The 14,471-nt window shown below is 70.9% G+C and carries 13 protein-coding genes and 1 riboswitch; of the genes, 6 read left to right on the forward strand and 7 right to left on the reverse strand.

Annotated elements, in window-relative coordinates; genetic code table 11:
• Window positions 1-2: 2 nt before the first annotated feature.
• The 4 genes from cobG to ACLFOB_RS06085 are packed head-to-tail and all read right to left on the reverse strand — an operon-like array spanning window position 3 to window position 5,970.
• Entirely contained in the window at window positions 3-1,199 is a 1,197-nt protein-coding gene (gene cobG, locus ACLFOB_RS06070; protein ID WP_410925500.1) for a precorrin-3B synthase, read from the reverse strand.
• The gene (gene cobN / locus ACLFOB_RS06075; protein ID WP_410925502.1) at window positions 1,196-4,483 is read right to left on the reverse strand and encodes a cobaltochelatase subunit CobN; all 3,288 of its coding nucleotides are present in this window, start codon (window positions 4,481-4,483) and stop codon (window positions 1,196-1,198) included. The genes cobG and cobN overlap by 4 nt, the downstream gene beginning before the upstream one ends.
• Window positions 4,484-4,498: 15 nt before the next feature.
• Window positions 4,499-5,554 (reverse strand): cobalamin biosynthesis protein CobW, encoded by a 1,056-nt coding sequence (cobW, locus tag ACLFOB_RS06080; RefSeq protein ID WP_410925504.1) that lies wholly within the window; start codon window positions 5,552-5,554, stop codon window positions 4,499-4,501.
• Window positions 5,551-5,970, reverse strand: a complete 420-nt coding sequence (locus tag ACLFOB_RS06085) for a DUF1636 family protein (protein ID WP_410925506.1) — start codon at window positions 5,968-5,970, stop codon at window positions 5,551-5,553. Before ACLFOB_RS06085 ends, cobW begins: the two co-directional genes overlap by 4 nt.
• 88 nt (window positions 5,971-6,058) lie before the next feature.
• Window positions 6,059-6,279: riboswitch (cobalamin riboswitch) on the reverse strand.
• Between the two features lie 49 nt (window positions 6,280-6,328).
• On the opposite strand from ACLFOB_RS06085, the gene ACLFOB_RS06090 reads away from it, so the two are divergent.
• The 4 genes from ACLFOB_RS06090 (at window position 6,329) to ACLFOB_RS06105 (ending at window position 10,044) form a co-directional block, all read left to right on the forward strand.
• Window positions 6,329-7,480, forward strand: coding sequence for an NnrS family protein (locus ACLFOB_RS06090; protein ID WP_410925508.1), 1,152 nt, complete (start codon window positions 6,329-6,331; stop codon window positions 7,478-7,480).
• Window positions 7,481-7,542: 62 nt separating this feature from the next.
• Window positions 7,543-8,172, forward strand: coding sequence for a cob(I)yrinic acid a,c-diamide adenosyltransferase (cobO, locus tag ACLFOB_RS06095; protein ID WP_410925510.1), 630 nt, complete (start codon window positions 7,543-7,545; stop codon window positions 8,170-8,172).
• Between the two features lies 1 nt (window position 8,173).
• A complete protein-coding gene (locus tag ACLFOB_RS06100) occupies window positions 8,174-8,593 on the forward strand; it encodes a hypothetical protein (RefSeq protein ID WP_410925511.1) in 420 nt (139 codons plus the stop codon).
• The gene (locus ACLFOB_RS06105) at window positions 8,593-10,044 is read left to right on the forward strand and encodes a cobyric acid synthase (RefSeq protein WP_410925514.1); all 1,452 of its coding nucleotides are present in this window, start codon (window positions 8,593-8,595) and stop codon (window positions 10,042-10,044) included. The genes ACLFOB_RS06100 and ACLFOB_RS06105 overlap by 1 nt, the downstream gene beginning before the upstream one ends.
• Here the strand turns inward: ACLFOB_RS06105 and cobD are convergent.
• Genes cobD through ACLFOB_RS06120 form a run of 3 tightly spaced genes read right to left on the reverse strand, consistent with a single transcriptional unit; the run spans window position 10,024 to window position 12,735 of the window.
• On the reverse strand, window positions 10,024-11,004 hold the full coding sequence (cobD, locus tag ACLFOB_RS06110; protein WP_410918110.1) for a threonine-phosphate decarboxylase CobD: 981 nt from the start codon (window positions 11,002-11,004) through the stop codon (window positions 10,024-10,026). The two genes, ACLFOB_RS06105 and cobD, sit on opposite strands and share 21 nt — an antisense overlap.
• A gap of 7 nt (window positions 11,005-11,011) precedes the next feature.
• Complete coding sequence (gene cbiB, locus ACLFOB_RS06115; RefSeq protein WP_410925512.1) at window positions 11,012-11,953, reverse strand: adenosylcobinamide-phosphate synthase CbiB; 942 nt, start codon at window positions 11,951-11,953, stop codon at window positions 11,012-11,014.
• Window positions 11,950-12,735 carry a hypothetical protein gene (locus ACLFOB_RS06120; protein ID WP_410918111.1) on the reverse strand — a complete coding sequence of 262 codons (786 nt, stop codon included), beginning with the start codon at window positions 12,733-12,735 and terminating at the stop codon, window positions 11,950-11,952. The genes cbiB and ACLFOB_RS06120 overlap by 4 nt, the downstream gene beginning before the upstream one ends.
• A gap of 141 nt (window positions 12,736-12,876) precedes the next feature.
• On the opposite strand from ACLFOB_RS06120, the gene cobU reads away from it, so the two are divergent.
• Window positions 12,877-13,392, forward strand: coding sequence for a bifunctional adenosylcobinamide kinase/adenosylcobinamide-phosphate guanylyltransferase (cobU, locus tag ACLFOB_RS06125; protein ID WP_410918114.1), 516 nt, complete (start codon window positions 12,877-12,879; stop codon window positions 13,390-13,392).
• A complete protein-coding gene (cobT, locus tag ACLFOB_RS06130; protein ID WP_410925513.1) occupies window positions 13,389-14,393 on the forward strand; it encodes a nicotinate-nucleotide--dimethylbenzimidazole phosphoribosyltransferase in 1,005 nt (334 codons plus the stop codon). Before cobU ends, cobT begins: the two co-directional genes overlap by 4 nt.
• Window positions 14,394-14,471 lie beyond the last annotated feature (78 nt).

A 14,471-nucleotide genomic window follows, 5' to 3' on the forward strand; every position in this document is an offset into this window, starting at 1 on the left:
GTCTATCCACTGATGGCGTCGGACACATCCGTTTGCATGAGGCCGCGGCGGTCGGGGTCATCCCACGGGGTGCCACCCGTGACAAGGTCGAACAGGCCGTCCCGCCCGACCAAAGTCAGATCGCACGGGGCAGGATGCGCGCAGCCCTTGGCGCAGCCCGAAACGTGCAGGGCTGTGCAGGGAGGCAGTATCCTCGCGAGGTCGCGGGCCAGCCCACGGGTCTCCAGACCGGCCTGCGGGCATCCCGGCGCGCCGGTGCAGGCATGGACGCGCAACAGCGGATCGTCGGGATCGGTGATCAGCGTGTCCGATCCCGCCAGCACCTCCGCGGCCTCGACACCGGGCATAAACACCATGCGCCACGGCGTGATCCGAAGCGGGCCCCGCGCAGCCGCCACAAGCCCGAGGAGATCGTCGGGCGCGAGTTGACCGAAGGCCGCCGCGACAAGCAGGCCGCCGGGCCCCTGCCCGGTCACAGGCCCGGTCACAGGCCCGGGCCGGGGCGCGGGAACGGCCGCGTTGGGCCTCATGGCGCCTGCCAGCCCCTCGGGCAGGGTCCGGCCCGCCGTGACATGGCGCGCCATGCGCCCGCGTCCGTCCGCGCCGATCCCGCCCGAGGCGATGAACCAGCGCGCAAGGTCGAGGGCGAGGCTCACGGCCGCCTCCGCATCGCGCGCCGCCCGACCCGTGGCGCAGCCGTCCGCGCGCACGATCAGACGCCTCGCCGCGGCCTCGATCCGGATGTCGCCGCTGATCTCCGCAAGGTGCCGGGCCGGCCCCGCGTCGATGACGAAGCCGAACTTGGAGGGGAGGGGCGCCAGATCGGGCGCCGCAAGGCCCTCGGCGAGCCGGGTGGCGATCCGGCTCTGCAAATCCTTCGCCCCGGTTCCCCGGAACGGGTCGAGCACGATGTTGCGGCGGCCCTCCACGCCCGGATCGGAATCGAGCAGGCCGAGACGGCCGAGCGCGTCCAGAAGCGGGCCATGCGTGGCCTCGGTCACGCCGCGCAGCTGCAGATTGGCCCGATTCGTCAGGTCGATCAGGCCGTTGCCGAACCGCGCCGCCGCATCGGCCAGCCCGCGCGCCTGTTCGCAGGTCAGCGCGCCCAGGGCCGGGCGCACCCGCACCACCAGCCCGTCGCCCGAGGCCATCGGGCGATGCGCGCCGGGGCACCAGCCACGGATGGCGGGCGCGGTCATGATCCGGTCTCCAGTTCGGCCAGGATCGAATTGCGCCGCGATTGCCAGAGGCCCGCCGCGTGCAACTCGGCAAAGCGGGCGCGCATGGCCTCCAGCGCCTGACCGTTGGCCTGCTCCAGAAAGGCGGTCACATCCGGGTCGCCGAGGGTCGCCTCCCAGAACTGATCGAACAGATGCGGCCCGACGGCTCCGGCGAGATGGGCGAAGGCAGCCATGTTTTCCAGCGTCGAGGCGATCTCGGCCGCGCCGCGAAAGCCGTGCCGCCGCATGCCGGCGATCCAGCCCGGATTGGCCGCGCGCGCCTGCACGACGCGGGCGATTTCCTCGGGAAGGCTCCGCGCGCGGGGGCGCGACGGGTCGGTGTTGTCCACATGGTAGAGCCGCGCCGCCCCGCCTGCGATCCCCTGCGCCGCGGCGAAGCCCGCCTCGTGGGCGGCGTAATCCTCGGCCAGAAGCAGATCGGTCTCGGGCAGATCCTGGAGGTGGACGAAGGCATCGGCCTGCGCGACGCGCGCCTTCAGGCCGTCCATGTCGCGCGCCTGCCTGTCGCCGTCGAGCGCCCAGGCCGAGGCGGCAAGCCATGCCTCGCCCGCCGCCCGCCGCCCCGCGTCGGAATAGTCGCCGAGGTGCTGCCCCATGCCGAGGCCGAAACTTCCCGGCGCGGGACCGTAGACGCGCGCCTCGTCGCGCCCGGCATAGGGGTTCCAGTCGGGGGCCTCGTCGCGCCGGCTCAGCACTCGAACCGCCTGCTGGAACAGCGCCGACAGGGTCGGGAACACATCGCGGAACAGGCCCGAGACCCGCAGGGTCACGTCGATCCGTGGGCGATCCAGTTCCGCGATGGGCACCACCTCGATCCCCGAGACGCGTTCGGAGCCCGCGTCCCAGACCGGCCGCACCCCCAGGAGCGCCAGCGCCATGGCGAATTCCTCGCCCGCGGTGCGCATCGTGGCCGACCCCCAGAGATCGACGATCACGCCGCGCGGCCAGTCGCCCTCGTCCTGCAGATGGCGGCGGATCAGTTCGTCGGCAAGCACAGCACCCTGCCGGAAGGCGGCGCGCGTGGGCACACTGCGCGGGTCGGTGGTGAAGAGGTTGCGCCCGGTGGGCAGAACGTCCGTCCGCCCGCGATAGGGCGAGCCGGAGGGCCCGGCCTCGATCCGACGGCCCGAGACGGCGTCGATCAGCGCCTGGCGCTCGGCCCCGGCCGCGGCGCGGCTGTCGAAAGCCGCCTGGCCGGCCTGCGCGCGCCCCCAGACATGCAGGCCGTCGCCGAACTGGCTCTCCTTGACGTCGCAGACGAAGCGGTCGATGCGGGTGATCGCCTCGGCGGTGCAGGCGGCCGCGTCGATCCCCAGATCGCCTTCGACCCCGAGGCTGCGCGCCTCGTCGCGGATATCGGCCATCAGACGGTCACGGCGGCGCGGGTCGAGCCCATCGGCATTCGAGAACTCGTCGAGCAGCGCCTCGAGCCGCGAGAGCCGTTCGGGCGTCCGCGAGGGCTTGAGGGGCGGCGGCACATGGCCGAGCGTGACGGCCCCGATGCGGCGCTTGGCCTGCGCGGCCTCGCCGGGATCGTTGACGATGAAGGGGTAGATCACCGGCAGATCGCCCACCAGCGCCTCGGGCCAGCAGCTCTCCGACAGGGCGACTGATTTGCCCGGCAGCCATTCCAGCGTGCCATGGGCGCCGACATGGATCAGGGCATCGGCCTCTTCGCGGAGCCAGAGATAGAAGGCGACATAGGCGTGGCGCGGCACGCGGCTCAGGTCGTGATACTCGGCGTCGCGCGCCGCGGGCGTGCCGCGTTCGGGTTGCAGCGCGACGAGAGCCTGACCGCGCCGCAGGGCCGCGAAGGAGAAGCCGTTCGGTCCGGCATCGGGGTCGTCCTCCGGCGCGCCCCAGGCGGCCTGCAGATCGTCGCGCAGGGTCCGGGGCAGACGGGCCAGCGCCGCGCGATAGGCGTCCATGGGCCAGGTGATGCGCCCGCTGGCCAGCGCGGCGTGCAGGGCGGGGCCGGGAGCCACGCCATGCCCCGCGGCGCCGAGATCGTCGAGGATCGCCTCGGCCGAGGCCAGCGCGTCGAGGCCCACGGCATGAGCCATGTTCCACGCCCGCCCCGGATAGGTCGACAGCACGAGTGCAATGCGCCGATCCGCGGGCGCGGTCGCCGACAGGCGATGCCAGCCCGCCACCCGGTCGGCGATGGCCGCGATCCGCGCGGGTTCGGGCGCATGGGCGTGGCGGGCGAATTGCAGATGCGGATCGCGCGGGCGCGGTTCCTTGAAAGAGGCGACGCCCGCGAAGAGTCGCCCGTCCACCTCGGGCAGGACGACATGCATGGCCAGATCGGCCGGAGACAGCCCGCGCTCGGACCCCGCCCAGGCCGCGCGCGTCGAGGTGGCCAGCGCCACCTGGAACACCGGCGTGCCCGCGGCGTCGAGCGGCGACCGGCCCGCATCGCCCCGCCCGGAAAAGGAGGTGGCGTTGACGACCGCCGCCGGTGCGAAGCGGCGCAGCTGCCCCTCCAGCCAGTCGCGCGCGCCAGGCGCCTTGAGCGAGGGCGCGAAGAGGCCAAGCACCCGGAAGCCGCGCGACCGCAACGCGCCGAAGAGCGCCTCGATCGGCGCGAGATCGGCGGCGACCAGGTAGGAGCGGTAGAAGACGACGAGGACCAGCGGCTTTTCCTGCCCGAAGGCCGTGGGCGCGGGACAGGCAAGCCCGTCTTCCGGCGTCCACGCGCCAATCTCGGGCAGGGTCTTCGCACCCGGCACCGGCCCGGCATAGAGGCCGGCCGCCAGCGCCATCTGCGCCAGCGCGGCCTGCGCCGCGACCGCGCCACCCGTATCGCACAGGTGCGTCAGGCGCCTGAGCGTCGAGGCGGGCACGGTCGAGACCGCGTCGAGCCGCGCGTCGGGCCGCCCGTCGGCAGGCAGGACCGCCAGCGCGATGCCCTTCTCGCGCGCCAGCGCCTCGATCTGCTGCAGCCCGTAGGGCCAGTAGGGCACCCCGCCGATCAGCCGGATCAGGATGCCTTTCGCGCCCGCCAGCGTCCGTTCGACATAGGTGTCGACGGAAAGCGGGTGCTTCAGCGCCGCGATATTGGCAAGCCGGACGCCGGGCAGCCGCCCCTCGGGCCCGCCGCCGCGATGCCAGCCCGCCGCGAAGGCGCCGAGATCGCTGTCGGAGAAGGACAGGACGACCAGATCCGCGGGCGATTGCCCCAGATCTGTCGGTGTGTCGGTGTCCTCGAGCCCGTGGCTCTCGCGGAAGATGACATGCATGCGCGCGCCCCCCCGTTACTCCGCGGCCTGCGGGCCGGGGGCAAGGACACCGCGGATCGCGGCCGCGTCGATGTCGTGATGCTCGGCGATCACCACGAGCCGCCCGCGCCGCCCTTCCTCGGGCCGCCAGGGCCGGTCGTACTGGTGCCGCACCCGCGCGCCGACGGCCTGCACCAGCAGCCGCATCGGCTTGCCCGCGACGGCGGCATGGCCCTTGACGCGCAGGATGTTGCGTCGCCGGGCCAGGTCGGCGATGCGCGCCACCAGCTCGGCCGGATCGGCGATCTCGGGGATGTCGATCACCACGCTGTCGAAATCGTCGTGCTCGTGGTCGTCGTGGTCGTCGTGATGGCTGGGGCGCGCATCGATGTCGTCCTCGGCGGCGGCCTCGAGGCCCAGGATCACGCGCGGGTCCACCGCGCCCTCGGCGACCTCGACGATGGGCAGGGGGCGCGGCGCCTCGGCCGAGATGATGGCGCGGGCGCGGGCCACGCCCTCGGGTCCGGCAAGGTCGGGCTTCGTGAGAAGCACGATATCGGCGCAGGCGATCTGGTCCTCGAAGACCTCCGACAGCGGCGTTTCGTGGTCGAGGCTGTCGTCGGCCAGGCGCTGCGCCTCCACGGCGGCGACATTCGGGGCGAACCGGCCCGCGGCCACCGCCTCGGCATCGGCCAGCGCGATCACGCCGTCCACGGTGATCCTCGACCGGATATCGGGCCAGTCGAAGGCCTTCAGCAGCGGCTTGGGCAGCGCGAGCCCCGAGGTCTCGATCAGGATGTGATCGGGCCGCGGGTCGAGCGCCATCAGCGCCTCGATCGTCGGGATGAAATCGTCGGCGACGGTGCAGCAGATGCAGCCATTGGCAAGCTCCACGATGTTCTCCGCCGGGCAGTCCGGGATCGCGCAGCCCTTCAGGATCTCCCCGTCGACGCCCACGTCGCCGAATTCGTTGACCACCACCGCCAGCCGCCGGCCGCCCGGATTCTGCATGAGGTGACGGATCAGCGTGGTCTTGCCCGAGCCGAGAAAGCCGGTGATCACGGTGACGGGGAGCTTGGCGAGATCGGTCATGTCGGGTCGGCCTCCGGGGCTGGATGGTAAGTGGCGGGCGGAATGCGAGCCACGCAGTTGCGCTTGAAATGATCGGGGCGTTCGCGCCAGGGGACCAGTCCATCGCCCGTCGCGTGATACCGTGCCGCGCCGTCCAGGATCACGTCCGGATGCGACGCTTCGTCGACATTCCCGTACACATAGGTCCAGCGTTCGCCGCCACGCAGCGCCACCGTGCACCCGTGATCGCAGTTCTGCAAGCATTCCACGGGAAGCAGCCGCACGCCGTCCGGCAGTGCCATGGTGCGCAGCGTGTCGTAGAGGCGCTGGCCGGGGCGGCGCTCGTCCCCGTGGATCTGCTGCCCGCGCCGGCATTTCACACAGACCAGCAGCTCGGTCTCGGAGGTGCTCTCCGGATCATGCGCGCGCGTCATCATGTCGTCCCTCGTCGGGGGGCGCCGTGCCAGATGGCGGGAAACGCCCTCGTCGCGAGGGTCATGATCCCGACACCGGAACACCCCGCCCGGTTGCGTCGTCCTTGCTGGCAGGTCTCCCGGCTTGCGGATGTCAGAGCCTTGGCCCTGTCGGTCGCCCGGCCTTCCCGGTCCGCGGATGCGGCCAGTGGCAATCGGGCGCCCTCTCCGGTCACGGTCGCGGGGGCGGCTGCGCTTGGGGCCTGACGTGAACCCCTGTCGCATTCCCTTTTCACCTGTCTCATGACAGGAACCAGAGCTTCCGTTTGGGGCAGATCGAGCCACTTTGTCAAGACGAGGGTACGGCATGGTATCGGGCAGAATGGCAGAACAGAGAATCTGGCCTCAGAGCGGGTTTCTGGCCGCGGCGGCGCGTCCGATGTTCCTGCTTGCAGGGCTTTGGGCGGCGGCGTCGGTGGCGCTGTGGCAATGGGCGCCGGGGCTGATGGCGACGCTTCCGGACCCGCTGATGTGGCATGTGCATGAAATGACCTTCGGGTTCGGCGGGGCGGCGGCTGCGGGATATCTTTGCAGCGCGGTCAGCAGCTGGACCGGCCGGGCGCCATGCAAAGGCGCGCCGGTCGCAGCGATCGCGCTGCTTTGGTGCTGCACGCGCATCGGGCTGCTGACGGAGGCAGTTCCGGCATGGGCGACCGCGCTGTGCTCGACTGCCATGTTCTGGTCGGTCGCGGCCCTGCTCGCGCGTGAGGCGCTGCGGGCCGGGCAAGGATGGCAGCCTGTCTTCATGGCCGCCGCGATGACCGGCGGGGTCTTCTCCGGGGCGTGGATACTGGAGATGGAGACGGGTGAGATCGCGCCGGCCCATGCCGGTCTTGCAGTCCTCGGCTTCGCGGCGTTCCTCATCCATGTCGGCGGGCGGATGGTGCCCGCGTTCCTCGCGCATGCCGCCACCGGCGCGGCGCGGCGGGACGTCGGCCTGCCGCGATGGCTGCGCCGCGCGGCGCTTGCCGCTGTCGCGGCGTCCGCCGCTCTTCTCGCCGCGGGCGCCTATTCCGCGGCGGGCGCCTTTCTGGTTTGCGGCGGTCTCGCCATGCTGGGTTTCATTGCCACCTGGCCGCTCGCCCCAGCCGGCCGCGATGTCCTGCTCGCGATTCTCACGGCGGCCTGCCTCTGGGTGCCGGTGGGGCTGGTGCTCTGGGGGCTGTCGCTTCGAGGCATCGGACTCGGGCCCGCAGCGGCGCAGCACGCCCTGGTGATGGGGGCGATGGGCGGACATGTTCTGGGCATCTCGGCGCGTGTCTTCGCCCACAGGACGGCCGACGGACTGAAGGCCAGGGCCGGGGTCGGGATGTCCTATTGCCTCGTTCTTCTGGCCGTTCCGGCGCGTATGGCCGACATGCTCGATCTCGCCGCCCTGCTCTGGTGCGCCGGTTGGCTCGGCTTTGTGCTCCTGATGGCACCGCATCTCGGCGGTCCGCTGCCGCGTCCCGTGTTCAGCGGGTCGCGGAGTTGACTTGCCGGTGTCCGATCCCTGTGATTTCGTGCCGCCCGAAGCCACGCCCCCCGGAGAGACCGATGAGCGACAATGCCTCCGACAACGCCGATATCTCCGCGCGCCACAACGAGAAGATGAAGCGCATCAAGGCCGCGCGCGACGAGATCATGAAGACCAAGACCGAGGAGAAGGGCCTGATCATCGTCCATACCGGGCCGGGCAAGGGCAAGTCCTCGAGCGGCTTCGGCATGATCCTGCGCTGCATCGCCTGGGGCATGCCCTGCGCGGTGGTCCAGTTCATCAAGGGCAACTGGGAGACCGGCGAGAAGACCCTCCTGCGCGCGCGTTTCGCCGAGGAATGCCGGTTCTTCGTCTCTGGCGAGGGCTTCACCTGGGAGACGCAGGACCGCGAGCGCGACGTGGCGGCGGCACAGAACGGCTGGCGCATCGCGAAAGAGCAGATTCTCGATCCCGATATCCGCTTCGTCCTGCTCGACGAGATCAACATCGCGCTGCGCTACGACTATCTGGACATCGACGAGGTCGTCGATTTCCTGCTGACGCGCAAGCCGCCGATGACCCATGTCTGCCTGACGGGCCGCAACGCGAAACCGGAACTGATCGAGGCGGCGGATCTCGTGACCGAGATGACGCTGACGAAACACCCCTTCCGGGACGGCGTGAAGGCGCAGAAAGGGGTGGAGTTCTGACGTGCCGGACCGAGTCTTTTCCCGGATCGCCTATGAAGACCTGAATCCCCGACAGCAGGAGAACCGCAATTTCCACAAGCTGGCGGCGCGGCTGGCGGATTACGGATTCAATTGCCTGCGGCTGAGCGATGATTGGCAGGGTGCTGACCTCATCGCCTGTCATGTCGACGGACACACATTTCTGAAGGTTCAGTTGAAAGGTCGTCTCGTCGTCGACCGGAAGTATGTGGGCAAGGACGTGCATGTCGCGTTCTTCGACCACGACGATGGCTTCGTATATCCGCATGACGCGTTTCTGACGGAACTGGTCGGGCGCGGCTCGATGAACGAGGATCGGCGGCTTTGGCGCGAAAAAGGCATCCGGTCGTGGCCGCGAATGCCCGGCTGGGCGCGCGAATGGCTCGAGCCGTGGCGGATCTGATGAAGCCCCGCGCGCTGATGATCCAGGGCACCGGCAGCAATGTCGGGAAGTCGCTGCTGGTCGCGGGCCTGTGCCGTGCGGCGCGACGGCGTGGCCTTTCGATCGCGCCCTTCAAGCCGCAGAACATGTCCAACAACGCCGCCGTGACGGCCGATGGCGGCGAGATCGGGCGCGCGCAGGCGCTGCAGGCGATGGCCGCCGGTCTGACGCCGCACACCGACATGAACCCGGTGCTTCTGAAACCCGAAACCGATGTCGGCGCGCAGGTCGTCGTGCAGGGCCGGCGCCTGACCACGGCGCGGGCGCGCGACTACCAGAAGCTCAAGCCGCAGCTTCTGGCGAGGGTCCTGGAAAGCTTCGACCGGCTGAAGGCCGCGCATGACCTGGTGCTGGTCGAAGGCGCGGGCAGCCCGGCCGAGGTCAACCTGCGCGACGGCGACATCGCCAACATGGGCTTCGCGCGGGCCGCCGATGTCCCCGTGATCCTCGCCGGCGATATCGACCGCGGCGGCGTCATCGCGCAGATCGTGGGAACACGGGCGGTGATCGACCCGCAGGATGCGCGGCAGATCGCGGGCTTCCTGGTCAACCGGTTCCGCGGCGACCCGTCGCTCTTCGACGACGGCTATGCCCTGATCGAGGCGCGCACGGGCTGGCGCGGCTTCGGCGTCTGCCCGTGGTTCCCGGATGCCTGGCGGCTGCCCGCGGAGGACGCCGTGGACCTCTCCGCCCCCCGGCGCGAGGCGGGTCTCCACGTGGTCTGCCTGTGCTTCAGCCGGATCGCCAATTTCGACGATCTCGACCCGCTCGCGCAGGAACAAGATGTCAGGCTGACCATGCTCGGGCCGGGGCGGGCCATTCCGGGCGATGCCGATCTCGTGATCCTGCCGGGCACGAAATCGACCCGCGGCGACCTGGCCTTCCTGCGCGCGCAGGGCTGGGACGTGGATCTCGCCGCCCATGTCCGGCGCGGCGGCAGCGTCCTTGGCATCTGCGGCGGCTACCAGATGCTGGGCCGCGAGGTGGCCGATCCGGAGGGCATCGAGGGACCGGCCGGGTCCGACCCAGGTCTGGGGCTGCTCGACCTGCGCACGGTGATGACGCCGAAGAAGCGGCTGACCGAGGTCTCGGCCGTGCACGCCGCGACCGGCGTGGCCTTTCAGGGCTACGAGATCCATATCGGCGAGACGCAAGGCGAGGATCGCGCGCGTCCCTTCGCGCGTGTGGAGGGCATGCCCGAAGGCGCGGTCAGCGGCGATGGCAGGATCGAAGGCAGCTACCTGCACGGCATGTTCCGCGACGATGCGTTCCGCGCGGCCTACCTTGCCGGGTTCGGCCTCACCGCCGCGAGCCAGGGATACGACACCAGCGTCGACCGCACGCTCGACGCGCTTGCCGCGCATCTGGAAACCCATCTCGATGTCGACGGTCTATTCGCGTCCGCACGCTAACGCGCGCTCCAACCTCAACCAGGCGTCTTCGCTCCCCGGCAGCCCGAGGCGCAGCCAGCCGCGGCTATACGGAAAGGCACGCGTCCAGATCCGGCCAACAGCCAGCCGATCCCGGACGGCGAAGCCATCGCCCGTCTCGTAGGTGCGGAACAGGGCGGTGCCGCCGACAAGCGACCAACCTGCGCTGTCCGCCAGCGCATCCAGCCGCGCCGCGGCGCGGAAAAGCCGCCTTGTCGTCGCGGTCCGCCACGCATGGTCGCCCAGTGCCGCCCGCCCGGCGACGATGGCCGGGCCGCTGACAGCCCACGGTCCCGCGAGATCACGCAGCAGGGCGAGGGTTCGCGCGCCGCCAATGGCAAAGCCCAGACGCAGCCCCGCGAGGCCGTAGAACTTGCCGAAGGACCGCAGCACCAGCGCGGTCTCTCCCAGATCCCGGAGACGCGGGCAGAGCGACACCTCGGGATGCGGATCGGCAAAACTCTCGTCCACCACGAGCAGGCCGACCCGACCCGCAAGATCGGCCAGAACCTCGGGCGCCCAGGCGCGCCCGTCCGGGTTGTTGGGGTTGACCACCACCGCAAGATCGGCGCCCTCCATCGCGGCGAGGTCCCGCGCCTCGGCCACGCACCAGCCATGCGCGCGCAGCGATGCGGCGTGTTCGTTGTAGCTCGGGCTCAGCACCGCGGCATGTCCGGCCTCGCGCAGGCGGGGGACGAGCTGGATCGCCGCCTGCGCGCCGGACAGCGCGACGACGCCAGTCACGGTGCCGCAAGCCGCGGCGGCGGCAGCTTCTAGCGCCATGATCTCCTCCGACGTCGGCAGGGCGGCCAGCGCCGCGGGCGGGATCTCCGGCATCGGATAGGGGCGCGGGTTGATCCCGGTCGACAGGTCGATCCAGTCCGTGCCGCCGTGAAGGGTCCGTGCCCTGTCCAGATCGCCGCCATGATCGCGTCCAGCCATCACCGGACTAGCCTCCCGCCAGAGCCAATCCAACAAGCCCCGCGCCGCACAGGATCATCGCCCGCCGGTAGAGCGCAAGCCCCCGGACGATCTGATCCGGCCCCGGATCCGGTGCGCCGTCATTGACCCATGGCTCTTCGGTCACGACGTCGCCATAGGCCCTTGGTCCCGAAAGGCGAACCTGCAGGGCGCCTGCCATGGCGGCCTCGGGCCATCCCGCATTGGGCGACCGGTGCTTGCGCGCATCGCGCATCATCCGGGCCAGCGCGGCGCGCGGACGCGTCGAGACCAGTGCGAAGGCCAGCCCTGTCAACCGCGCCGGGACGAGGTTCACGAGATCGTCCAGGCGGGCGGCGGCCTTGCCGAAATGCTCGTGGCGCGCAGTGCGGTGCCCGATCATCGAATCGAGGGTGTTGATCGCCTTGTAGGCGACGATGCCCGGCAGCCCGAGCGCCGCCCCCCAGAAGAGCGGGGCGACGATACCGTCCGACGCATTCTCGGCGAGGCTCTCGATCGCGGCACGGGCGACGCCCGCCTCGTCGAGACGGGCGGGATCCCGTCCGACGATCATGGACACGGCGTGACGCCCCCCCGGCAGATCGCCCGCCGCCAATGGGCGCGCCACCGCCGCGACATGGTCGTGAAGCGAGCGCACGGCGACGAACGGCCAGACGAGGAGGCCGCCAAGAATGATCCCCGCACCGCCATCGGGGAGGATGGACTGCAACAGGCATGCCGGGACCAGCGCCCCGATGACCACGACACAGACGCAGAGCCCCCCGCGGATCTGGCGCGCGCGCGCGGACCCACGGTTCCACCGGATTTCAAGCCCGGAAATGGCCCCGCCGATCCAGGTCACCGGATGCCCGAGGCGCCGGTAAAGACGATCCGGCCAGCCGAGCGCGGCATCGACGAGAAGGCCAAGCGCCATCATTGCGGCAAAGCTCATGGTCTGCATCCGGTCCGGAAGCGAAAGACATGGTCGTAGCCCGCCTCCCGAAGGACCGTTTCTCCGTTCGCGGGTATCGCGCCTGGCGGAAATATCAGGGCGCGCGCCGATCCGGTGTGGGCCCGCGCCCACCCCAGCGCCCCCAGCCGCCCGACCAGGTCCGCTGTCGGGTCGCCCTCCGGGCCGCGCAGTGCCGTGGTGCGCGCTGCCGACAGGCTTGCCAGCCGCGCGGCCTGGGGCAGGTCTGGCCCGGCCGCCCAAGCCGCGACCAGATCATGGACCTCGGGGAAAGCCGTATCGCGCGGATCGGTGGGCATCGGCGGCCCCCACAGCCCGCCGAGAATGTCGGCTCGGGGCGGCGGCGACATACGCGCAAGCGTCACGGCCTCGCGCGGCGCCCAGAGGATCGCGTCGGGCACTGGCAGCATGACCGGATCGACGGCCCCCTCGACCGCAAGGCACGCCATTGCGATCCGGTCTTCCGCCGCCCCCGCAGCGCGCGCCACGGCGACCAGCGCGGCCGTCGACATGCCCGCGCCGACACCGGCGGGCAGATCGGGAGCGATCCGGACAAGACCCCGTTCGGAAAGCCCGAGCGCGGCCAGAAAGGCCCCGGCCCGCTCCGGGCCCACAAGTCCGGCACGGTCGTCGAGCACAAGATGGTGTGCCTCCTGCCAGGACGCTTCCACCCCCCTCGTCGGGCACGCAAGGGTGACCAGCGCCACGTTCTCGCCCAGACAGCCCTGGACCCACTCCCCGAAATGCCCCGCGACCCAGACCATGCTTCAGCGCGCGACATACACAGAGGCGCCGACCCCGCCGTGCGTCGCGGCAGGGGCATGGCGGGTCAGGATCGCCTCGGACGGATCGTGTGCCGACATCAGGGTTTCCAAAGGTTTTCAAACCTGCTTTTTCACGTCGGCATGGCAAAGTCGATCCTCATCACGGGCGGAGCCCGGTCCGGCAAGAGCCTGTTGGCGGAGCGGATGACGCTGGGCCTTGGCACCCCTGCGATCTACATCGCCACGGCCGAAGCCTTCGACGCCGAGATGCAAGACCGCATCGGCCGACACCGGGCCCGTCGCGGCGCCGAATGGGACACGCTGGAGGCACCTCAGGACCTCGCGGGGGTGCTGGCCCGGAGCGATGCCTCCGGGCGTCCACGGCTTGTGGATTGCATCACGCTCTGGCTGTCGAACCTCATGCTCGCCGGGCGGGACTGGGAAACGGAGGTCAAAGCCCTGACGGAGCTGCTCCCGACCCTGCATGCGCCGGTCGTCTTCGTCACCAACGAGGTGGGATCGGGGATCGTCCCAGAGAACGCCCTCGCCCGGGCCTATCGCGATGCCGCCGGCCTGACCAATCAACGCCTTGCCGGGACCTGTGACGAACTTTGGTTCTGCGTCTCCGGCCAGCCCCTGAAAGTGAAACCGACATGACCAATGCCGTCGATCCCGCGCGCCTCGAAGACATCGCCGCCCTCGACCTGCCCGGCCCCGACCGGGCAGCGATCGAGGCCGCGCGCGCCCGTCAGGCGGACCTGACCAAGCCCCCGGGATCGCTCGGACGGCTCGAAGAGCTGGCCGCCTTCATGGCCGGGTGGCGCGGCACCGCGCGACCGCGGATCGACCATGCGCAGGCGCTGGTTTTCGCCGGCAACCACGGCATCTGCGCGCAGGGCGTGAACCCCTTTCCGCAAGCGGTGACAGCGCTCATGGTCGCCAATTTCGAGGCCGGCGGCGCGGCCATCAACCAGCTCTGTCGCGTGGCCGGGGCGCAGCTGGGGGTTGTCGCCCTCGACCTCGACCGGCCCACGGCGGATTTCACAGAAGGCCCCGCCATGACCGAAGCCGAGTGCCTGGCGGCGCTGCGGCGCGGCGCGGCGGCGGTGGACCCGGGGGCCGACATCGTGATCCTGGGCGAAATGGGGATCGGCAATTCCACCGTCTCCGCCGCGCTGGCCCATGCCATCTGCGGCGGTGCAGCCGCGGATTGGGTCGGCCGCGGCACCGGGAGCGATGCGGCGGGATTGGCGCGCAAGGCCGAGGTGGTCGCGCGCGGCGTGCGGCGTCACGCGGGACTGGCACCCCTGCACCTGCTGGCGGCGCTCGGCGGGCGCGAACAGGCGGCGATCTGCGGCGCCGTTCTCGCAGCCCGCGCGGCGCGGATCCCCGTCCTGCTCGACGGCTACATCTGCACGGCGGCGGTGGCGCCGCTGCATGGCGCGAACCCCCGCCTGCTCGAGCATTGTCTCATCGGCCATCTCAGCGCGGAACCGGGCCACGCCCGCCTCGCGGAAGCGATGGGCAAGGCGCCCATCCTGTCGCTCGGCATGGCGCTCGGAGAAGGAACCGGCGCGGCGCTGGCGCTGACCGTGCTGCGCGGCGCGCTGGCCTGTCACAACGACATGGCGACCTTTGCCGAGGCCGGTATCGGATGAGCCGTTGGCTTCGACGGAGGTTCGATCTCGGCGGGCGTGACGAAGCGGGTGAGCAACACCAGCGGCCCCTTGCAGGTC

It is taken from the genome of Rhodosalinus sp. (genome assembly GCF_046542825.1).
Lineage (GTDB): Bacteria > Pseudomonadota > Alphaproteobacteria > Rhodobacterales > Rhodobacteraceae > Rhodosalinus.

What these genes read in the sequence shown, in the direction of transcription:
- ACLFOB_RS06085 (WP_410925506.1), bottom strand. Translation starts at nt 5,970, where the DNA reads ATGATGACGCGCGCGCATGATCCGGAGAGCACCTCCGAGACCGAGCTG.
- cobW (WP_410925504.1), bottom strand. Translation starts at nt 5,554, where the DNA reads ATGACCGATCTCGCCAAGCTCCCCGTCACCGTGATCACCGGCTTTCTC.
- cobO (WP_410925510.1), top strand. Translation starts at nt 7,543, where the DNA reads ATGAGCGACAATGCCTCCGACAACGCCGATATCTCCGCGCGCCACAAC.
- cobN (WP_410925502.1), bottom strand. Translation starts at nt 4,483, where the DNA reads ATGCATGTCATCTTCCGCGAGAGCCACGGGCTCGAGGACACCGACACA.
- ACLFOB_RS06120 (WP_410918111.1), bottom strand. Translation starts at nt 12,735, where the DNA reads ATGGTCTGGGTCGCGGGGCATTTCGGGGAGTGGGTCCAGGGCTGTCTG.
- ACLFOB_RS06090 (WP_410925508.1), top strand. Translation starts at nt 6,329, where the DNA reads ATGGCAGAACAGAGAATCTGGCCTCAGAGCGGGTTTCTGGCCGCGGCG.
- cobD (WP_410918110.1), bottom strand. Translation starts at nt 11,004, where the DNA reads ATGGCTGGACGCGATCATGGCGGCGATCTGGACAGGGCACGGACCCTT.
- cbiB (WP_410925512.1), bottom strand. Translation starts at nt 11,953, where the DNA reads ATGAGCTTTGCCGCAATGATGGCGCTTGGCCTTCTCGTCGATGCCGCG.
- cobG (WP_410925500.1), bottom strand. Translation starts at nt 1,199, where the DNA reads ATGACCGCGCCCGCCATCCGTGGCTGGTGCCCCGGCGCGCATCGCCCG.
- cobT (WP_410925513.1), top strand. Translation starts at nt 13,389, where the DNA reads ATGACCAATGCCGTCGATCCCGCGCGCCTCGAAGACATCGCCGCCCTC.
- ACLFOB_RS06105 (WP_410925514.1), top strand. Translation starts at nt 8,593, where the DNA reads ATGAAGCCCCGCGCGCTGATGATCCAGGGCACCGGCAGCAATGTCGGG.
- cobU (WP_410918114.1), top strand. Translation starts at nt 12,877, where the DNA reads ATGGCAAAGTCGATCCTCATCACGGGCGGAGCCCGGTCCGGCAAGAGC.